18 protein-coding genes and 4 tRNA genes are annotated in these 21025 nt (G+C 45.0%); 17 read left to right on the top strand and 5 right to left on the bottom strand.

Annotation, left to right across the window (positions count from 1 at the left end; all coding sequences use genetic code 11):
• Window positions 1–15 precede the first annotated feature (15 nt).
• The 17 genes from wecA (at window position 16) to PR799_RS14800 (ending at window position 15123) form a co-directional block, all read left to right on the top strand.
• Window positions 16–1101 carry a UDP-N-acetylglucosamine--undecaprenyl-phosphate N-acetylglucosaminephosphotransferase gene (gene wecA / locus PR799_RS14880; protein WP_272522594.1) on the top strand — a complete coding sequence of 362 codons (1086 nt, stop codon included), beginning with the start codon at window positions 16–18 and terminating at the stop codon, window positions 1099–1101.
• Window positions 1102–1130: 29 nt separating this feature from the next.
• Window positions 1131–2189, top strand: coding sequence for an ECA polysaccharide chain length modulation protein (gene wzzE / locus PR799_RS14875; protein ID WP_181477695.1), 1059 nt, complete (start codon window positions 1131–1133; stop codon window positions 2187–2189).
• 96 nt (window positions 2190–2285) lie between these two features.
• Window positions 2286–3416: a non-hydrolyzing UDP-N-acetylglucosamine 2-epimerase gene (gene wecB / locus PR799_RS14870; RefSeq protein WP_272522592.1), complete on the top strand. Its 1131-nt coding sequence runs from the start codon at window positions 2286–2288 to the stop codon at window positions 3414–3416.
• Window positions 3413–4675 carry a UDP-N-acetyl-D-mannosamine dehydrogenase gene (wecC, locus tag PR799_RS14865; RefSeq protein WP_036948818.1) on the top strand — a complete coding sequence of 421 codons (1263 nt, stop codon included), beginning with the start codon at window positions 3413–3415 and terminating at the stop codon, window positions 4673–4675. The genes wecB and wecC overlap by 4 nt, the downstream gene beginning before the upstream one ends.
• On the top strand, window positions 4666–5739 hold the full coding sequence (gene rffG, locus PR799_RS14860; RefSeq protein WP_181477694.1) for a dTDP-glucose 4,6-dehydratase: 1074 nt from the start codon (window positions 4666–4668) through the stop codon (window positions 5737–5739). The genes wecC and rffG overlap by 10 nt, the downstream gene beginning before the upstream one ends.
• Window positions 5740–5747: 8 nt before the next feature.
• Window positions 5748–6629, top strand: a complete 882-nt coding sequence (gene rfbA / locus PR799_RS14855; RefSeq protein ID WP_154603089.1) for a glucose-1-phosphate thymidylyltransferase RfbA — start codon at window positions 5748–5750, stop codon at window positions 6627–6629.
• Complete coding sequence (gene rffC / locus PR799_RS14850) at window positions 6607–7347, top strand: dTDP-4-amino-4,6-dideoxy-D-galactose acyltransferase (RefSeq protein WP_272522590.1); 741 nt, start codon at window positions 6607–6609, stop codon at window positions 7345–7347. Before rfbA ends, rffC begins: the two co-directional genes overlap by 23 nt.
• On the top strand, window positions 7334–8464 hold the full coding sequence (gene rffA, locus PR799_RS14845) for a dTDP-4-amino-4,6-dideoxygalactose transaminase (RefSeq protein WP_154603088.1): 1131 nt from the start codon (window positions 7334–7336) through the stop codon (window positions 8462–8464). Before rffC ends, rffA begins: the two co-directional genes overlap by 14 nt.
• The gene (gene wzxE / locus PR799_RS14840) at window positions 8464–9714 is read left to right on the top strand and encodes a lipid III flippase WzxE (RefSeq protein WP_272522588.1); all 1251 of its coding nucleotides are present in this window, start codon (window positions 8464–8466) and stop codon (window positions 9712–9714) included. The genes rffA and wzxE overlap by 1 nt, the downstream gene beginning before the upstream one ends.
• The gene (locus tag PR799_RS14835) at window positions 9711–10793 is read left to right on the top strand and encodes a TDP-N-acetylfucosamine:lipid II N-acetylfucosaminyltransferase (RefSeq protein ID WP_272522587.1); all 1083 of its coding nucleotides are present in this window, start codon (window positions 9711–9713) and stop codon (window positions 10791–10793) included. The genes wzxE and PR799_RS14835 overlap by 4 nt, the downstream gene beginning before the upstream one ends.
• A complete protein-coding gene (gene wzyE, locus PR799_RS14830; RefSeq protein ID WP_154628875.1) occupies window positions 10790–12145 on the top strand; it encodes an ECA oligosaccharide polymerase in 1356 nt (451 codons plus the stop codon). The genes PR799_RS14835 and wzyE overlap by 4 nt, the downstream gene beginning before the upstream one ends.
• Before the next feature lie 10 nt (window positions 12146–12155).
• Complete coding sequence (wecG, locus tag PR799_RS14825) at window positions 12156–12893, top strand: lipopolysaccharide N-acetylmannosaminouronosyltransferase (RefSeq protein ID WP_036948834.1); 738 nt, start codon at window positions 12156–12158, stop codon at window positions 12891–12893.
• A 232-nt stretch (window positions 12894–13125) separates the two neighbouring features.
• Window positions 13126–14505 carry a bifunctional threonine/serine APC transporter ThrP gene (thrP, locus tag PR799_RS14820; protein WP_108478785.1) on the top strand — a complete coding sequence of 460 codons (1380 nt, stop codon included), beginning with the start codon at window positions 13126–13128 and terminating at the stop codon, window positions 14503–14505.
• 164 nt (window positions 14506–14669) lie between these two features.
• Window positions 14670–14746: transfer RNA gene (locus tag PR799_RS14815), tRNA-Arg, on the top strand.
• A gap of 79 nt (window positions 14747–14825) precedes the next feature.
• Window positions 14826–14901, top strand: a tRNA-His gene (locus PR799_RS14810).
• Between the two features lie 16 nt (window positions 14902–14917).
• Window positions 14918–15003, top strand: a tRNA-Leu gene (locus PR799_RS14805).
• A gap of 43 nt (window positions 15004–15046) precedes the next feature.
• Window positions 15047–15123: transfer RNA gene (locus PR799_RS14800), tRNA-Pro, on the top strand.
• A 778-nt stretch (window positions 15124–15901) separates the two neighbouring features.
• Here PR799_RS14800 and PR799_RS14795 read toward each other — a convergent pair.
• From PR799_RS14795 to hemC, 5 genes are all read right to left on the bottom strand, one after another.
• Window positions 15902–16132 carry a DUF4014 domain-containing protein gene (locus tag PR799_RS14795; RefSeq protein WP_006658197.1) on the bottom strand — a complete coding sequence of 77 codons (231 nt, stop codon included), beginning with the start codon at window positions 16130–16132 and terminating at the stop codon, window positions 15902–15904.
• Between the two features lie 223 nt (window positions 16133–16355).
• Window positions 16356–17555, bottom strand: a complete 1200-nt coding sequence (gene hemY, locus PR799_RS14790) for a protoheme IX biogenesis protein HemY (RefSeq protein WP_272522586.1) — start codon at window positions 17553–17555, stop codon at window positions 16356–16358.
• 2 nt (window positions 17556–17557) lie between these two features.
• Window positions 17558–18823: a uroporphyrinogen-III C-methyltransferase gene (hemX, locus tag PR799_RS14785; protein ID WP_272522585.1), complete on the bottom strand. Its 1266-nt coding sequence runs from the start codon at window positions 18821–18823 to the stop codon at window positions 17558–17560.
• 3 nt (window positions 18824–18826) lie between these two features.
• Complete coding sequence (locus tag PR799_RS14780) at window positions 18827–19582, bottom strand: uroporphyrinogen-III synthase (RefSeq protein WP_272522584.1); 756 nt, start codon at window positions 19580–19582, stop codon at window positions 18827–18829.
• Entirely contained in the window at window positions 19579–20523 is a 945-nt protein-coding gene (gene hemC / locus PR799_RS14775) for a hydroxymethylbilane synthase (RefSeq protein WP_272522583.1), read from the bottom strand. The genes PR799_RS14780 and hemC overlap by 4 nt, the downstream gene beginning before the upstream one ends.
• Window positions 20524–21025: the final 502 nt, after the last annotated feature.

Raw genomic sequence — 21025 nt, 5'->3', positions numbered from 1 at the left:
TAAGAGAGTAGAACAGTGGATAGCACACACTTTGTAAGTAATCTCTTCTATGTCTTTTTGTTTACCTTAGCTTTTATTTTTGTCGCGCGTATTGTGGCGAAAAAAATTGGCTTGGTTGATAAACCGAATTTCAGGAAGAAACACGTAGGATTGGTTCCTCTCGTTGGAGGGATCTCTGTTTTCTTTGGCGTTTGCTTCGCGTTTATGATCACGGAAGAATACATTCCCCATAAGTGGCTATATATTGCTTGTGCGGGGCTCTTAGTGTTCGTTGGTGCTCTGGATGATAGGTTTGATATCAGCGTGAAATTACGCGCTGGGGTTCAAGCTATCGTCGCTGTCGTCATGATGACAGCGGGTGGGTTGTCGTTAGAGTCTCTAGGCCATGCATTTGGTCCTTGGGAACTGGTACTTGGGCCATTTGGTTATATCGTCACCTTATTTGCCGTTTGGGCTGCGATCAATGCCTTCAACATGGTCGATGGCATCGATGGCTTATTAGGCGGATTGTCCTCGGTTTCCTTTGGAGCCCTTGGTTTCTTACTGTATCAAAATGGTAACTATGCGTTAGCGTTTTGGTGTTTTGCATTTATAGCGGCTATTCTTCCTTATATCCTCATGAATATGGGCGTTTTAGGGCGTCGCTTTAAAGTGTTCATGGGTGATGCGGGAAGTACGTTGATTGGCTTTACCATTATTTGGATCCTTGTTGCTTCAACACAAGAAGATGTCCATCCAATAAACCCTGTGACTGCATTATGGATTATTGCTATTCCGCTTATGGATATGGTGGCAATTATGTACCGCCGAATTCGTAAAGGTATGAGTCCATTTTCACCGGATCGTCAGCATATTCATCACTTGATTATGCGCTCAGGTTTTACCCCGAAAGGGGCATTTGTAATCATCACATTGGCTGCGGCAGTTCTTGCGTGTATTGGTATTATTGGCGAGCGCCTTTCATTCGTTCCTGAATGGGTAATGTTGGCATTATTTTTGCTTGTATTTATGATGTATGGTTACTGCATCAAGCGAGCATGGAAAGTCGCCCGTTTTATCAAGCGAATTAGACGTCGTGCGCGTAAGAGTGCGGTCCGGTAACGACAAACGAACTATAGAGGTTCTGTGCAGTGAATAACTCAGAAACGCAACCTAATCAACATCAAACCTCGCTTGAAGCGGAGTTAGATATTCGTGATTTATGCCGTTCACTATGGCAGGGTAAAATTTGGATCGTCGCATGTGCAGTGATTTTTGCTGCGATTGCACTGGGAGCATCCTATTTTATGCAGCCGAAGTGGAGTACAACGGCTATCACGGATTTACCGACTGTGAACAATCTGGGAAGTTATTATTCTCAGCAACAATTTCTGCGCAACCTTGATTCTCGTATTAATGCGGTGGGGCAAGAAGGGCAACTACCAACGATTGCCAAAGAAGCTTATGAAGAATTTACCAAACAATTAGGCTCTTATGATACTCGCCGCCAATTTTGGTTAGGTACTGAGTATTATAAGCAACGCTTGGAAAATGACCCGAAAGCGGATGCGGCATTGTTAGATGAGCTGATCAACAATATCGAATATACGCCAGCTGATGCACTCAAAAACCCAACAGATAGCGTGAAGTTAGTGGCTGAAACAGCAACAGACAGCAATCAACTGTTACGTGAATATATTGAGTTTGCTAATCAGCGTGCAACCACAAATTTGAATGATGAATTGAAAGGGACTTGGGCAACCAAAACCCAATCAATGAAAGCGTTAGTTAAACGTGAAGCGATGGTAGCAACTGCAGCATATGACCGTCGTCTAAATAGCCTTGAACAAGCTCTTAAAGTGGCGGAAAAGCAAGGTATTTCACGTAATCAAACGACTGCGCCAGTGGATGAAATTCCTGACTCAAAAATGTTCATGTTAGGTGTTCCATTACTGCAAGCTCAAATTGAGACGTTAAAAGCCACAGGTCCAGATTTTGATACAGATTATGATCAGAATGTGGCGATGTTATCGACGCTGAATGTTGAACCTGTTCTTCAAGATAATTTCCATGCGTATCGTTATCTGCGAACGCCTGAAGATCCAATCAAACGCGATAGTCCGCGCAGAGCATTTATTGCTGTTCTGTGGGGTGCAATTGGTATGTTAGTAGGTGCCGGAGTGGTACTGTCTCGCCGTCGCCCATCGTAATGTCACATTCGCCACCGGCAGCAAGGTCGGTGGCGAAATAGCATCATTAAAACTAAAGAAAGCAGTAAACTGCGAAGAAAATATAAGAGAGTCACTGTGAAAGTATTGACTGTATTCGGCACACGGCCTGAAGCCATTAAAATGGCTCCATTGGTTCATGCTCTTGCTGATGATGCAGACTTTGAAGCGAAAGTGTGTGTCACCGCTCAGCACCGTGAAATGCTAGATCAAGTACTGAACTTATTTGAGATCACGCCCGATTATGATCTCAACATTATGAAACCAGGTCAGGATTTAACCGATATTACTTGCCGTATTCTGGAAGGATTAAAGGCAGTATTTGCGGATTTCCAACCGGATGTTGTCCTTGTGCACGGCGATACTGCCACAACAATGGCAACCAGTCTTGCGGCATTCTACCATCGCATCCCAGTTGGGCATGTTGAAGCTGGACTGCGCACAGGAAACCTCTACTCACCATGGCCAGAAGAAGGTAACCGTAAAATTGCGGGGCACCTTGCTCAGTACCATTTCGCGCCGACAGAAAATTCGCGCCAAAACTTACTCAACGAATCTATTCCCGATAGCCATATTTCGGTGACTGGTAATACAGTCATTGATGCGCTGTTGTGGGTCAAAGAGAAGGTCATGGGTAACCAAAATATGATGGCTGAATTAGCCGGAAATTACCCATTTATCGATCCAAGCAAAAAAATGCTGCTTGTGACTGGTCACCGCCGTGAAAGTTTTGGTGGCGGTTTCGAGCGTATTTGTCATGCATTAGCGGATATCGCTCAAGCACACCCTGATGTTCAAGTGGTTTACCCAGTTCACTTGAACCCAAATGTGAGCGAGCCAGTAAAACGAATTCTGCATGGTATTGATAATATTATCTTAATTAGTCCTCAAGAATATCTGCCGTTCGTCTATTTGATGAACCACGCGTATCTGATTTTAACGGATTCCGGCGGTATTCAAGAAGAGGCGCCATCTTTAGGCAAACCTGTTTTAGTTATGAGAGATACCACCGAACGCCCTGAAGCGGTTGATGCAGGGACAGTTCGTTTAGTGGGAACAGATACACAAACCATTGTAAATGAAGTTAATCGGTTACTGACAGATGAAGCGGAATATCACGAAATGAGCCGCGCACATAACCCGTATGGTGATGGTCATGCTTGTCAGCGTATTCTTGCAGCATTAAAAAGCAATCAGGTGAAATTATGAGTTTTGAAACTATTTCTGTTATCGGCCTCGGTTATATCGGTTTACCAACAGCGGCAGCCTTCGCATCTCGTAAGAAGCAGGTTGTCGGCGTAGATGTCAACCAGCATGCTGTTGACACTATCAATCAAGGTAAAATCCATATTGTGGAACCTGAGCTGGACGTTGTGGTGAAAAAAGCAGTTGAAGAAGGCCACTTAAAAGCCTTCACCAAGCCACAACCTGCAGACGCATTCCTGATTGCTGTTCCTACGCCATTCAAAGGTGAACACGAGCCTGATTTGGTGTACGTGAAAGCGGCAGCTGAATCTATCGCGCCAGTCCTGAAGAAAGGTGACTTAGTGATTCTGGAGTCCACGTCTCCAGTGGGTACGACTGAGCAAATGGCACAGTGGTTAGCAGCAGCTCGTCCTGATTTGACCTTCCCTCACCAAGCAGGTGAAGAAGCAGATATCGACGTAGCATACTGCCCTGAGCGCGTACTGCCAGGCCAAGTGATGGTTGAATTGATCAAAAACGACCGTGTTGTCGGCGGGATGACACCGAAATCTTCACTGCGTGCTAGCGAACTGTACAACATCTTCTTAGAAGGTGAGTGTGTAATCACTAACTCAAGAACGGCTGAAATGTGCAAGTTAACGGAAAACAGCTTCCGTGACGTTAACATCGCATTTGCTAACGAATTATCGCTGATTTGTGCAGACCAAGATATCAATGTTTGGGAACTGATTAGCCTTGCAAACCGTCACCCTCGCGTGAACATTTTGCAACCGGGCCCAGGCGTTGGCGGTCACTGTATCGCGGTCGACCCGTGGTTTATCGTGGCTCAAAGTCCAAAACAATCTCGTTTAATCCACACTGCGCGTTTAGTTAACGATGGCAAGCCAATCTGGGTTGTTGATCAAGTGAAAGCGGCCGTGGCTGATTGCTTAGTGGAAACTGGCAAAAAAGCGAATGAAATCAAAATCGCATGTTTCGGTTTATCGTTCAAACCAAACATCGATGACCTGCGCGAAAGCCCAGCAATGCACATCACCAAAATGGTTGCGAACTGGAACCCAGGTAAAACATTTGCGGTGGAACCGCATATTCACGAGTTACCAACAGCACTGAAAGGTATTGCTGAACTGGTTTCTATTGAAACGGCCGTGAGCGAAGCGGATGTGATCCTGATGTTAGTCGACCATAACCTGTTTAAAGGTATCCAAGGTTCTGCTATCCCACAAAAATGGGTTGTGGATACAAAAGGAGTATGGCGTTGAAACGTATTTTAATTACAGGCGGAGCCGGCTTTATCGGCTCCGCTGTTGTTCGTCATGTGATTGAAAACACAAAAGACCACGCGATTGTGGTTGACTGTTTAACCTACGCGGGCAATTTAGAGTCATTAGCGGAAGTTGCCAATAGCGAGCGTTATGCTTTTGAACAAGTGAACATTTGTGACCGTGCTGCATTGGATAAAGTGTTTGCTGAACACAAACCTGATGTTGTGATGCACTTAGCGGCAGAAAGCCACGTTGACCGTTCAATTGATGGCCCTGCAGCATTTATAGAAACTAACATCGTGGGTACTTACACCTTGTTAGAAGCGGCGCGTCATTACTGGTCTGCACTTGAAGATAGTAAAAAAGCGGCTTTCCGTTTCCATCACATTTCAACTGATGAAGTGTATGGCGACTTGGAAGGTCCAGATGGCTTCTTTACGGAAACTACACCGTATGCACCAAGCAGCCCATATTCAGCCTCAAAAGCGTCTAGCGATCACTTAGTACGTGCGTGGCAGAGAACGTATGGTTTACCGACCATGATCACCAACTGCTCAAATAACTATGGCCCATATCACTTCCCTGAGAAGTTGATCCCATTGATTATTTTGAATGCGATTTCCGGTAAGCCACTGCCAGTGTATGGCAAAGGCGAACAAATTCGCGACTGGCTGTTTGTGGAAGACCATGCGCGTGCGTTGCATTTAGTGGCGACTCAAGCACAGCCGGGTTCAACCTACAATATTGGTGGTCATAACGAGCGTCGTAATATTCAAGTGGTTGAAACAATTTGCGAATTACTTGAAGAGCTGCACCCGCAGAAACCTCAAGGGGTTGCTCATTACCGCGACTTAATCACGTATGTGAAAGACCGCCCAGGTCACGATATGCGCTACGCCATTGACGCCGATAAAATTGAGCGTGAATTAGGCTGGACACCAGAAGAGACGTTTGAATCCGGGATCCGTAAAACGGTTCTGTGGTATTTAAACAATGAAACTTGGTGGCGTCGTGTGCAAGATGGCTCCTATGCTGGTGAACGTCTAGGCTTGGGCAGCTAGGAGGCAATATGAAAGGTATTATTCTGGCTGGTGGTTCGGGAACGCGTTTGCACCCGATCACTCGCGGCATCTCAAAACAGTTGCTGCCGATTTATGACAAGCCAATGATTTATTATCCGCTGTCGGTATTAATGCTGGCAGGGATCCGTGAAATTTTGGTCATTTCGACTCCCGATGATCTGCCGATGTTCCAGCGTTTATTGGGTGATGGTCATGAATTTGGTATTGAACTGAGCTATGCAGAGCAGCCATCTCCTGATGGGCTCGCTCAAGCATTCATCATTGGTGAAGAGTTCATTAATGGGGACTCTTGCTGCTTAGTGCTTGGAGACAATATTTTCTTCGGTCACTCATTCAGCCCTAAATTAATGTCAGTCGCCGCACGTCAAAAGGGTGCGACAGTATTCGGCTACCAAGTAATGGATCCTGAGCGTTTTGGTGTGGTGGAATTTGATGACAACTTCAAAGCGTTGTCTATCGAAGAAAAACCAAAAAAACCAAAATCAAACTGGGCAGTGACGGGTTTATATTTCTATGATAACCAAGTGGTTGATTTTGCTAAGCAAGTAAAACCTTCCGAACGTGGTGAACTAGAAATTACCTCCATCAACCAAATGTATTTAGAGCGCGGTGAGCTTAGCGTTGAGCTGCTCGGTCGTGGCTTCGCTTGGTTAGATACGGGAACCCATGACAGCTTAATTGAAGCCGGAACATTTGTTCAGACCGTTGAGAAACGTCAAGGCTTTAAAGTGGCTTGTTTAGAAGAGATTGCATGGCGTAATGGCTGGTTGTCTGACGACCAAGTTAAAGAAGCCGCCGCTCGCCTGAATAAAACAGGTTATGGCAAATACTTAGAGGACTTACTTCGTGTCCGTCCGCGCCAATATTGATCCCCTAGATTGGGAATCTGATTTTTTCAAACGTTCAACGGCGAAACTGGATTTTGCCGCGACTGATGCGCAAATTATTCTTTCTTATCAACTGGATAAGTTTGATATTGTGCAAGCGAAAGTTGCGGCATCTGAGACAGCTAAAATCGATGAGCTAGCCAGTATGGGGTTCAGTTTCGTTGAAGGCGAAATTGATTTTGCGTTAACGGTTGGCACAGAAAATGCTTATCTAAACACAGCGTTATCAGAGACGGATAATGTGGTTGTTGCACAAACAGGGGATATTGTTTCTCTGCGCGACACTGCCGCCTCTGTGTTTAGTAACAGCCGCTTTAGAACCCCTTGGTACCATGAAGGGGACAGCGGTCGGTTTTATGCATTATGGATAGAAAAAGCTGTTCTTGGCACCTTTGACCACACCTGTTTACTCCTTAGAGGTAATGCAGGTGATATTTTAGGTTTCGTTAGCCTACGTAGCCTTGATGTAGATACAGCCAGAATTGGGCTATTAGCGGCAACGCCAAATGCAACAGGACGCGGTATCGGTCGGAAATTAATGTCAGCAGCGTATCAATGGTGTGTGCAACACCAAAAAAGACAGTTAAATGTTGCCACGCAAATGAGCAATGTTGCGGCGTTAAATCTTTATTCACGTAGCGGTGCGGCAATCGCCAGCACAGCATATTGGTTATACAGGGGACAACATGATTCCATTTAATAAACCACCCGTTGTAGGTACTGAAGTTGAGTATATGAAGCAGGCCATGGCTAGTGGCAAACTGTGCGGGGATGGTGGTTTCACTAAGCGTTGTGAAGAGTGGATGGAGAAACGTTTTAACTGTCCGAAAGTCCAGTTAACACCGTCTTGCACCGCTTCATTAGAAATGGCAGCGATCCTGATTGATATTAAGCCGGGCGATGAAGTCATCATGCCAAGCTTTACCTTCGTATCGACCTCTAACGCATTCGTGTTACGTGGCGCCAAAATTGTGTTCGTGGATATTCGTCCAGATACGATGAATATCGATGAAACCAAGATTGAAGCGGCAATCACTGATCGCACACGTGCAATTGTTCCTGTTCACTACGCAGGCGTGGCTTGTGAAATGGACACCATCATGGCTATCGCGAAGAAACACAATTTATTTGTGATTGAAGACGCGGCACAAGGCGTGATGTCTACCTACAAAGGTAAAGCACTGGGTACCATCGGCCATATTGGTTGCTATAGCTTCCATGAAACTAAAAACTACTCTTCAGGTGGTGAAGGTGGTGCGACTTTAATCAATGATAAAGCGTTGATTAACCGTGCAGAAGTGATCCGTGAAAAAGGCACAAACCGCAGCCAATTCTTCCGTGGTCAAGTGGACAAATATACCTGGCGCGACATCGGTTCAAGCTATCTGTTATCTGACTTACAAGCTGCCTATTTATGGGCGCAGTTAGAAGAAGCAGACAAAATCAACGAACGCCGTTTACTGCTGTGGGATCGCTATTATCAAGCGTTACAACCGCTGGTAGCTGCAGGTCGTTTAGTGTTAGCCACCGTGCCGGAAGATTTGAAACATAATGCCCATATGTTCTATATCAAACTCAAAGATGTGGAAGAGCGCACTGAGTTTAATGAATATATGAAATCTCATGGTATTTTGACGGTATTCCACTATGTGCCACTGCACACCAGCCCTGCTGGAATGGAATTCGGTTATTTCCACGGTGAAGATAAATACACTTCGGTTGAAAGTGACCGTTTAGTGCGTCTGCCAATGTTCTACAACATGACAGACGACGAGCAACAAGTGGTTATTGAGCGAATCAAAGCGTTCTTTGCCTAATGTCTCTCGCTAAAGCATCGGTTTGGACTGCTGGGTCTACCCTGATTAAAATCGGGGTGGGCCTGTTGATCGTGAAATTATTTGCAGTCTCATTTGGCCCAAGTGGTGTCGGGCTGGCGGGGAACTTCCGCCAATTAATTACTGTGCTAGGTGTATTGTCTGGCGCAGGGATTTTCAATGGCGTCACAAAATATGTGGCAGAACACCATCAAGATCCGCAGAAATTACGGGCTGTACTGGGAACGTCTTCAACGATAATCCTCGGATTTTCAACGTTACTGGCGATTATTTTCTTACTATGTAGTGCCCCAATCAGTGCTGCGTTATTTGACAGTGAGCAATACAGCAATGTGATCCGCATGGTTGCCTTGATTCAAATGGGTATCGCATATGCGAACTATTTCTTGGCGATTTTAAAAGGTTATCGAGACGCTGCTGGGAATGCGACGGCCATCATTTTTGGTAGCATAATCGGCGTAGTCGCCTATTATTTATGCTATCTAATGGGTGGCTATGATGGTGCACTCGCAGGGTTAGCATTGGTTCCTGCGTTGGTGGTATTGCCTGCGGCAGGTATGGTTATTCGACGTAAACAGTTTGCGTTGTCATCCCTCAAACCTGCGTGGGATAAAGCCATTGCCACTAATCTGGGTAAATTCACTATCATGGCGATGTTGACGGCGATTACGCTGCCAGTCGCCTATATCATGATGCGAAATTTACTGGCACAGACTTATAGCTGGGATGAAGTGGGGTTATGGACGGGCGTCACCACGATTTCGGATGCCTATTTACAATTTATCACAGCAACATTTTCGGTCTATTTGCTGCCGACGTTATCCCGTTTACAGCATAAAAATGAAATTTCTGCCGAAATTGTTAAGGCATTGAAGTTTGTATTACCTGCTGTTGCCGCCGTGAGCTTTACGGTTTGGCTGCTGCGTGATTTTGCGATTTGGCTGCTGTTCTCAAAAGAGTTTACAGGGATGAGAGACCTGTTCGCTTGGCAGCTGGTCGGCGACGTATTGAAAGTGGGTGCTTACGTCTTTGGTTATCTGGTCATCGCGAAAGCGGCACTGCGTTTTTATGTTCTTACGGAAGTGAGCCAATTTGTTCTGTTAACGGGCTTTGCCCATTGGTTTATTCCTGAACATGGCGCCGTGGGAGCGACACAAGCCTATATGGCGACCTATATCGTATATTTTACTCTCTGTTGTTGCGTATTTTTGATCTACCGTAGGCGAGCATGACAACCTTAATACATGTACTGGGATCTGATCTCCCGCATCATAATCAGACGGTTTTAACGTTTTTTAATAACGTTATTTGCCAAGAGATGGCACCGTCACAAAAGCCGCATTTTATGGTGGTGAGCCAGGATGCGCAGCTTGCTGCTGCCTATCCGATGCTTGAAATTGAAGTTTTTGACAGCAAACAATCTATTGCAGATAGCGTAATTCGTCGCGCGAAAGCGGAACGTCGGACACGCTTTTTCTTCCATGGGCAATTTAATGCGCCAATTTGGTTAGCACTGCTTTTTGGCAAGATAAAATCCCATCAATTTTGGTGGCATATTTGGGGGGCTGATCTCTATGAAGAATCTAGCTCGCTGAAATTTAAGCTATTTTATATTCTACGTCGTCTGGCACAAAAGAAAGTGGGGCACGTTTGTGCAACGCGGGGAGATTTGTGCCATTTCCAGCAGTCGAATCCTAATGTGCCATCGTCGGTTCTTTACTTCCCGACGCGTATGGATCCAGCATTGACGCTAAACGAACGTCAGCCTCGTGAGGGCGAGCAGTTAACTATCCTGCTCGGTAACTCAGGTGACCGCTCCAATCGTCATGTGGAAGCACTGAGCGCGATTAAACAGCAATTTGGCGACAAGGTGAAAGTGATAGTCCCAATGGGCTACCCAGCGAATAACCAAAACTACATTGCAGAAGTTGAGCAAGCAGCACAGAGCGAATTCTCTCAGGGGCAGGTGGATATTCTTAAAGAACGTATGGCGTTCGATGACTACCTGAATTTGCTGAAAACCTGCGACCTTGGCTACTTTATTTTTAATCGCCAACAAGGGGTTGGAACGGTCTGTTTGCTTATTCAGTTCTCTATTCCTTTTGTCATTAGCCGCCAAAATACCTTCTGGCAAGATTTAACGGCGCAGAATGTCCCGGTCTTTTTCTATGGTGATGAGCTGACTTTGCCATTAGTGGATGAAGCACAACGCCAAATGAATTCGCTTAATAAACAGCATATTGAATTCTTTGCGCCTAACTTTACTGATGGCTGGAAACAGATCCTCAGCATTGCGGAGGCGAAAGCATGACATTGCTTGAATTGGGTGGCTTAGCGCTTATCTACCTAATCTCTATTATCTTTATCGGCACACTGATGTATAAAGAGTTTTTACGTGTGCGCTTTAATTTTAATATTTTCTTTACTTTATTGTATTTACTGACGTTTTACTTCGGATTTCCACTGACTTGTGCATTGGTTTTCCAGTTTGATGTCGCGATAGTCCCTGCCGATTACTTGATGTATGCCATGCTGGCGTCAACCAGCTTCTACGCCATTTACTATGTGACATACAAAACGCGTTTAACTAAGCGCGTGGATACCCAGCGTCGTGCGGTATTTAGCATGAATAAAGTGGAAACCAATTTAACCTGCCTGCTATTGATCACTGTCGCGGTGGTCACTGTGGGTATTTTCTTCATGGACAATGGTTTCTTACTGTTTAAGTTAAAATCCTATAGCCAGATATTCTCCAGTCAGGTGTCGGGCGTGGCATTGAAGCGCTTTTTCTACTTCTTTATCCCTGCAATGCTGATTGTCTATTTCTTGAAACCCACGCAAAAACGCTGGATTTTCTTCCTGATTAGCACGGTCTCATTCGGTTTCTTAACCTATGTGATTGTGGGCGGAACCCGTGCCAACATTATCTTGGCATTTGCCCTGTTCCTATTTATTGGGATTGTCAGAGGGTGGATCACGCTTTGGATGCTGGCAGCGGCGGGTGTGGCAAGTATTGTTGGGATGTTCTGGTTAGCTCTCAAGCGTTACGGTCTTGATGTGAGCGGTGCTGAAGCATTTTACACCTTCTTGTATTTAACCCGCGATACGTTCTCGCCATGGGAAAACTTAGGGTTATTGCTCAGTTATTATGACCAAATGGAATTCCAAGGTTTAGCGCCGATTATCCGTGATTTCTATGTGTTTATTCCTGCATGGGTATGGCCGGAGCGTCCTGATACGGTATTAAACTCAGCTAACTATTTTACGTGGGAAGTGCTGAATAACCATTCTGGGTTAGCGATTTCGCCGACGTTAATTGGCTCGCTGGTGGTCATGGGAGGCGTGCTGTTTATCCCGCTGGGCGCCATCGTGGTGGGTATGATTATTAAATGGTTTGACTGGATTTATGGTTTAAGCCTAAAAGAATCCAACCGTTACAAGGCCGCGATTATGCAGGCATTTTGTTTCGGCGCCATCTTCAACATGATTGTATTAGCTCGCGAAGGGGTTGATTCCTTTGTCTCGCGCGTGGTCTTTTTCTGTTTAGTCTTCGGGCTATGTTTAGTGTTAGCTAAATTACTGTACTGGTTATTTGAAAGTGCCGGTCTTATTCGTATTAAAGCCGCTTCATACTTAAAAAGTGGTCAACGGGAAAGCCGTTAAAAGGAGCATCATGGAACAGTCGTCAATTCCTCAATATAGCATCAGAGGTCATAATATTTGGGGCTTTAAAAACATGGCCCATTTCTTGGACTATCTGTTTGCTGACGGTAAGACCAAAACCGGCACACTTGTGGCTATCAACGCAGAAAAAGTGATGATTGCAGAGCAAGATACCGCGCTGAATACCTTATTAGGGCAGGCGGAATACCTTTATGCTGATGGGATCAGTATTGTGCGCGCTATTCGCCGTAAATACCCGAAAGCCGAGGTTTCTCGCGTGGCAGGTGCCGATTTATGGGAAGGCTTGATGGAGCGCGCAGGAAAAGAAGGCACGCCAGTATTTTTAGTGGGTGGCAAGCCAGAAATTCTTGAGCAAACTAAAGCGAAGCTACGCGCACAATGGAATGTCAACATTGTGGATTCCCAAGATGGCTACTTTACGGCAGAAGATCGCAGTGCGCTGTTTGAGCGTATTCACGCGAGCGGTGCCAAGATTGTGACAGTAGCGATGGGTTCGCCTAAGCAAGAAATCTTTATGCGTGATTGCCGAGTCGTGCATCCCGATGCGCTGTATATGGGCGTTGGTGGAACTTATGACGTGTTCACTGGGCACGTTAAGCGCGCGCCGAAAGTCTGGCAAAACTTAGGGTTAGAATGGCTGTATCGCCTACTTTCCCAGCCAACGCGAATTAAACGACAGTTTAAATTGCTGAAGTTTTTAGGTTACTACTACGGTGGTAAGCTTTAAGCCTCCTTCTTACTGAATAGACCCGCGTAATGCGGGTTTATTTTTTCTGGCGCCCCCATTCTCGCTTCAAATATACCTGTAATTGTTCAAAAATAGATGCAACCTAAGGGATCTCACGGTATCTTGGGAGATTGTATTTTTTATTTTATTTTCGACAACCAGCCGCGATAACTAAAAAGTTATGGCTATTAGAGCTGCGAATATCGAATGGTTATTATCGACAGGGGAAATTATGGATAAGCCACAGCAAGGTCTTCAGCGAGGGCTAGAAGCCCGTCATATTGAGCTGATTGCTTTGGGCGGAACAATTGGAGTTGGGCTATTTATGGGCTCAGCGAGTACGTTGAAGTGGGCGGGGCCATCCGTACTACTGGCGTATATTATCGCAGGGCTATTTGTCTTCTTCATCATGCGTTCTATGGGCGAAATGCTCTTTCTGGAGCCAGTCACTGGTTCATTTGCTTCATTTGGTTATAAATACTTAAGTCCTTTTTGGGGATGTTTAACCGCGTGGGGTTATTGGTTTATGTGGGTCGCGGTTGGAATTTCAGAGATAACCGCAATCGGGGAATATGCAAAGTATTGGTTCCCTGATGTGCCCCAGTGGATATTTGCGATGGTTGCCGTTGCGTTGGTGGCACTGGCAAACCTCGCCGCAGTGAGGCTATACGGTGAGCTGGAATTCTGGTTTGCGATGATCAAAGTGACTACGATCGTAGTGATGATTTTGATTGGTTTGGGGCTAATTTTCTTTGGTCTTGGCAATAATTTCGAGCCGATTGGATTGGCTAACTTGACCGAACATGGTGGATTCTTCGCTGGCGGTTGGAAAGGTTTCTTATTTGCGTTGTGTATCGTGGTTGCGTCTTATCAAGGCGTTGAGCTCGTTGGGATCACCGCAGGAGAAGCCAAAAACCCACAAGTGACACTGAAAAAAGCCATCAATAATATTCTTTGGCGCATTCTGATTTTCTATGTTGGTGCCATTTTTATTGTGGTGACGCTGTTCCCGTGGACGGAAGTAGGACAACAAGGCAGCCCGTTTGTGATGACGTTCGCTAAAGTGGGGATTGTCTCGGCCGCCGCGGTCATTAACTTTGTGGTGCTCACCGCAGCATTATCTGGCTGCAATAGCGGCATGTACAGCGGCGGACGTATGCTATACGCGCTGGCGCAGAATAAGCAATTACCGAGTGGACTATTAAAATTGACGAAAAACGGCGTTCCAGCGCGTTGTGTCGGTTTTACTATTTTATGTTTAGTTGCTGGGTCGAGCTTGAACTACATCATTCCAAACCCTGAGCAGGTGTTTGTGTATGTGTATAGTGCGAGCGTCTTGCCGGGAATGGTGCCTTGGCTAGTGATCTTGACCAGTCAGCTACGCTTTCGCAAGCAGAACCAGCAGCAGATGGCAGGACATACGTTTAAATCGATCCTGTTTCCATGGGTGAATTACGCCACACTGTTGTTTTTAGCTTGTGTGCTGGTGGGAATGGCGATTAACCCAGAAACGCGTTTGTCACTGATTGTAGGGGCTATCTTTTTATTGACGGTTTCAGGGCTTTATTTTGTGATCCGCAGCTTTAGTCGCCACGATAAAAGCCCATCGTAAAAATATTTTGTGGGTAAAATTTCATCTAATAGACGAGAAAGAGGGAAAAAATGCTCTCTTTCTCGACGAAATGGATAAAAGGCAAGCAATCGATAATTTTATTGAAAAAAGGACTAGACAGCAGGGGGATAAATCCGTACTATCCTCTCCCGCAACGGCGTTAAGCGCCCGTAGCTCAGCTGGATAGAGCGCTGCCCTCCGGAGGCAGAGGTCTCAGGTTCGAATCCTGTCGGGCGCACCATCAAAAGGTGACAAGCTACGGTGGCAAAATAAAGTTGTATGTAGTAGTATGACAACACTTTGAAATAAGTGAAGTTATGGTGGCTATAGCTCAGTTGGTAGAGCCCTGGATTGTGATTCCAGTTGTCGTGGGTTCGAGTCCCATTAGCCACCCCATTTTTTTTGTGACATTGCGAGGGTGGCGGAATTGGTAGACGCGCTAGCTTCAGGTGTTAGTGTCCTATGGACGTGGGGGTTCAAGTCCCCCCTTTCGCACCACGAAAAAAATGATGTCGAGTTACTGCCTTAAGCAGTTAAATTTCGGCGAGTAGCGCAGCTTGGTAGCGCAACTGGTTTGGGACCAGTGGGTCGGAGGTTCGAATCCTCTCTCGCCGACCAATTTAAAGAACCCCGCTCAATCGAGCGGGGTTTTTGCATTTTAAAACCGTCATTATTTCTAACCTGGTTATGTTCCCTTCCGTATTCTTATCTTCTTATCTTCTTATCTTTATCCTTGCATCTGTTTTTTATTATCTTTATTCCGATATCTCTGCTATCTCTTTTAACAAGAATGGTTCTTATCTGAGTGTGCTTATAACATTATGTTTTTAATCAATAAAAATATTTGTCGCAGATCCGATACAAACCCTCATTTCCATGTCGTCAAAAAGAGACACTTTACTGATTGATTTATATAAAGAAATTAATAGGCATTCTAAGCTGTCTCTAAATTGAGACAAAATAGCTGAATCGAACAGAATGGGATTTGGTAAGAATGAGGTGTTAAAAAATAACAATAAGTAAGAAATGAAAATATCGTTTAAAAGCAGGGGAGTTACGAGGTGAGAAAAGAAAAATGTGGAACGATATAAAAGTTGGCATGCATTCTGCATTATCTATTGTGTAGATGCTCATCCCACTTATTATGACAGCCTAGCTTCATAAACCCAGGGATGACGCAAAGCCGATTATCGGTGCCTATTGTCCAATTTAGATGATCAAGAGCTAATCCTCTTACCATCAGCGAACGGGCGAAACGTTGAGTGAGGCACCATCCGTCTGTAGACCTGATTGTTATTTACACCTGCTTCGGCAGGTGTTTTTTTTGTATCAATCTTGGGTTGTCATTTTCTTTCCTAACCAGATGAGCATTAGGAAAGAAACATTATCTTCTCGCTTACGCTTTTTTCTCTTTGCTTAACCACTTGCTGATCCAGCGAGTCACATAGGTATAGGCAATAATAATAAAGGTAATAATAAAGATATCTTTATTCAGATCGGCAGTATTGAAGCCAATGATCGAAATAAAAATAAACGGGGATAAAATCAGAAGTAGCAGGTCAAAAAAGATCTGTAAACGATTTTGGCTCGCTACAATCCAACGCCAGAGAGTTTTCACTACATTCATATCTTTATCCTGAATTCATTCAAAACGAAAATGTATACGATTATTTATACACTATGTGACCCTTTTATAACATAGCAATATGCGGTTTGCCTCGATTCGCTAAAAGTGACGCTCTCAGAGACTATCTTTTTGAGATAAATAGTAAAGATCCAAACGGTAGACATAAAAAACGCCTCGGACTAGGAGGCGTTTTAGATCATAGCTTAATGAATGAATTAAAAATTTATCCTTTTGCTCGCTCTTGCTTGAGGGAGTGAGTGAGCGCCTCTTGGCGAATTTTCGCTGCTTCATGCGGTTTGTGTAGCTTGTCATAAGCATCGGCTAACCAAGCAGCATCATAGGCATCAAAACGCTGTGCCAATGCGGCTTTAAAGTAGGTTTCTGCTTTTTCCCATTGGGCATGTTGAAGTGCAAGGATCCCTAATGTGCTATTGAGTAATGGTGTTGCGCCAGATTGTTTGACGAGGCTTAACAGTATTTTTTCAATCGCTTCAGGTTGCTCACTTTGTAATTTCGGGATCAGCAGCAGTAAACGTTCGTCATATTGCTGTTTTAATCCTTCGATGATCATTTTTTCTGCGCTACGCGTATCACCACATTCAATTAAATGTTCAGCTAAGAAGGCTTGTAAAGGGACTTCATGGCGAACTTTACGTGGCTGAGCTTTCCACCAATTTTTCAAACCATCGCTACCACCTTCAGCCATACATTGGTTCATGAGCCCTTTGTACGATTTGAGTTTTAACGCTTCCAGTTCATCTTCATTGTGTAATTGGACTTTCGCCATAATCGGCAGCAGCTCAATGAGCGCTTGGTATGCCCCAGTACCTAAGTATGCTTGTTCAGCTAAACGTAAAATCTCTGGGTGACGTGGTGCTTGGTCGAGCAGTTTGTCGATGCCATTACGGGCCGCATGAATTTCGCCTTCCGCCAATTGGATGCGAACACGGCTAATATCCACGGGAAGTTGATCTTTACCTGCGGCTTCAGCCGCTCTATCTAAATATTGATGGGTACGATAACTATCCCCACGTTGCTGGGCCGCTTCTGCTGCCATTAAGTAGTTAATCACTGGCTGCTGAGAGAAATCAGCGTGCTTACTCATTAATTTTTCAACTTGCTCCAAATCCCCTTCAGCTAATTTGAGCAAGGCTTTTTGAGTTTGAGTGTGTGCTTTCTGATATTTATGACCACTGAACCAGCCTTTTGTCCGTGAGGTCGTGCTCATAAAGCGGCGGTAGCACCATCCAAGGAATAATAGAACAAATTGCAGCAGGATAAAGCACAGCACAAGGCTGGTGACGCTGGTCGTAATATCGTAGCTATCGGTACGAATAAATACATAGCCTTGGTGCCCTGCTAATAGAGGACCCAAGATAATGCCAGCAATCAGGACGATAAAGAGAACAAAGACTTTAATCATGATCACCCCTTATGCTCAGGGGCGTTTGCCGCATCCGTTACGGGAGCTTCGACGGCAACGTCCGGTTTGTTGGTTTGCGTATCTGCAGGAGCCGTTGCCTCTTGGGTGGCTTTATCAGCTTCTTTTACCGCCTCAAGTGCGGCATCTTCGGAAACGCCAGTTGGTTCTGGATTTTGAGATAACAGATTACGTACTCGCATTTGCATCACTTTTTCTAGTTTCGCTTGGCTTTCTAAAGTTTCAGGCATATCGGCATCAATCGGTTGATTGATTAAATCATCGAGTTCCGTCAAAAAGGCTTTAGTAGCTGGCGCTTCTACATCAAAGTAAGCGCGTACCCACGTAGAAGCTTGTTCGAGAGATTGTTTATATGTCTCTTCTTGATAACGCGGTACAGCTTGGGCTGCAATGAGCAATTGGGAGCGAATATTTTCACGCAGATAAATATCTTGGTTTGGGGCTAGCAATGGGGCTTCAGATCCATCACGAGCGCGCACGGTGATAAAATCGCTGGTGAAATTTTTCCAGCTGCGTGCGAGGTTGTCTTTCCAGTCTGCAATATCGTCACTGACATCAGTACCGGTATCTTCAGGAGCATCGCCATTATTTAAATCAGCGAGGCGTAAGTTATCGACATCATTACTGAGTTGATTCAAACGCAAAATAATGCCGTCATAGTCAATTTGATTGATGGCAGCTAGCTTGTTCATATCATTGGCGATAGCTTTACGAATATCCAGCAAACTCGGGTCATTCATTTCCGCTAAACTGGTATCTGCGCTTTTGAGTAGTACGGCAGCGGTAACAGGATCATGGTCATTCCATAATTTGCGGCCAGCCATTTTCACCATAAAATCAGCTTGGGCAATCAGCCAGTTTTTTACGTCCGAACTGGAAAGTGCCGTGACGTGAGCTTGTAATTCTTGCATGCGACGGTTGAGTTGATCTTCATAATCACGCGCATGATTTTTCAGCTCCGTGTTGGTCGCGATAAGCGCATCCACACGTTGCCTATCGGCATTTTGTTGTTCAACTAATTCACTGACTTGTTGTTTCAGTTGGTTATTGTCATGAACCAATTGCGCATTGCTTTGCTGAGTAAAGTAGTACATCCCGCCGCCCATGACGACGATAATGGCGATAGCGATCGCACTGACTGCAAGACCAGGGCGTTTCTGTTTGGATGACGGCGTTGGCTGACGAGTTTCTTTTTTCTCTGTCACAGCTTCATCATTAACAGTATCGGTAATTTTGTCTTGTTCCGTCATAAATTAGCATCCCATATCGGTTGAAATTAATGCTTCAAGTAAAGCGTGATTATCTGCGCTAGTTGCCACACAGACTCGACGCCACCCACTTTGGCGGGCTTTTTCTGCAATTCGTTCGCTGACAACCAGTAGTCGGCGGGAATACCACCATTGTTGCAGATCTTCAGCAATCAAATCGTTAAGTAGGGTCAACATTTCACCGCTTGTAACCACAATGTCGGTGATATCCGTGTTAAACCAAGTTTGGTTAAACTTAGGTTTATCATAGTGTACAGGTCGCCTTGCGTAGCATTCGCAGTAATCAACATCTGCACCTCGAGCGCGTAATGTTGAGGCAAGGAGTTCGCGACCGCCATTACCTCGCAAGAGTAAGGCTCGTTTCCCCTCTAAATTTTGCAGGCCAGGGTGGGTGAGTAACACCTCGCTGGTTTCTCCTGCTTCAGCCCAACGGATAGTTTGTCCTGTTAGTTGCTGAAAATAGTGACCTGTAGATTGTCCTATACCATAGTAGGATAACTTATCTGACCAGTCTCGTCCTGTTTGTTCCAATGCTAAATTTGCATACCAGACGGCATTTTTAGATAAAAGAAAGACAAGGTCGTTTTCCGATAATCCATCTAAGCGAGAGCACAAAGTGTTGAGCTGTGCACCCGCTTCAATCGTAATTAAGGGAGCCGGATAAGCCTGCCCCCCTGTAGCATTAATGGCTGTTATCAACGCGGAGCCTGATGGCTCTGGGCGAGTAACAAGGACCCTCATGCGGGTGCATTGCCTTTATAGACTTCCGCGAGAATTTCCCGGGCACCATTATCAAGCAACTCTTCTGCGAGAGAAATACCGGCTTGGATTGCGTCGGCAGGCGCGATTAAGCGTTCTCCACGAATGACTTGGCTACCATCTGGGGCACCGACGAGCGCGCGTAACCAGATTTTATCCCCTTGCCAAATAGCATAGCTCCCAATAGGGACTTGGCAACCACCTTCAAGGCGCATGTTCATTGCGCGTTCAGCAAGGACACACACGGAGGTTTCATCGTGATTCAATGCTGCGAGTAAGTCACGGGTCCGTTGATCATCTAAGCGGCATTCGATACCTACGGCGCCTTGTCCAACAGCGGGTAAAGATTGCTCTGGCTCCAGTGCGGCTTTGATACGCTCATCGAGTTCTAAGCGTTTTAGACCTGCCACCGCAAGGATAATGGCATCGTATTCGCCATTGTCGAGTTTAGATAGGCGGGTGCCGACGTTGCCGCGTAGGTCACGGATAACTAAATCTGGACGTAATTCTCGTAACTGGCACTGACGGCGTAAGCTGGATGTACCGACGATGCTGCCCGCTGGGAGTGCATCAATATTGGCATAATGGTTAGAAACGAAGGCATCTCGTGGGTCTTCGCGCTCACAAATGGTGACTAAGCCTAACCCTTCTGGGAACTCTACAGGCACGTCTTTCATCGAGTGAACGGCAATATCCGCGCGACCTTCAAGTAAAGCTAACTCTAATTCTTTGACGAATAAACCTTTTCCACCGACTTTTGCTAATGGGGTATCTAAAATAATGTCCCCTTTGGTGACCATTGGGACTAACTCTACCTGTAAGCCTGGATGGCGTTGCTCTAATTCTGCTTTTACGAAATAAGCTTGCCATAGAGCGAGAGGGCTTTTACGCGTTGCGATACGCACGATATTTGTTGATGTCATTTCACTGTTTTCTCAGGCGAATATCGCCGCAGATTAACCATACAATTGGCGTTAGTTTTAACATGTTAGCGGTAATTTTTCCAGTTGGTCGCAGAATGAGCGATATAAGAAGAATGAACGGATGAGATGTATCAAGTGAAGTTCGCTTTTTTACATCTTTTTTGTGAGCTTCTTAGAAAAAAATGACTTAAAAAAGGATCTACATAACAAATTTCTTTAGCTATTTGTGCTTTTTTCGGATTGCAGTAGGCATTATTTTGCAGGAATTTTGTTGAAGCGTGTAAGCGTAGACCCTGCCAGCACTGGGATGAATTTAGATTAAGGCTGCTTTTTTGTTATACAATCCATGATGGTGATATTATTCCATTGAAAAACAAGGGATATTTTCGCGATGCAAAAATAAAAAGTCTTTTTATACAATATGTTGAAAAATAATTTGTACTAAAAATAGACGGGAAAAATTATGTGATCTACTTTACCCTTTTGCTCCAAGGTGTTAAAT

Source organism: Providencia sp. PROV202, from assembly GCF_028479565.1.
Lineage (GTDB): Bacteria > Pseudomonadota > Gammaproteobacteria > Enterobacterales > Enterobacteriaceae > Providencia > Providencia zhijiangensis.
The sequence above is the reverse complement of the archived record's forward strand: the minus strand, read 5'-3'. Positions and strand labels throughout refer to the sequence as shown.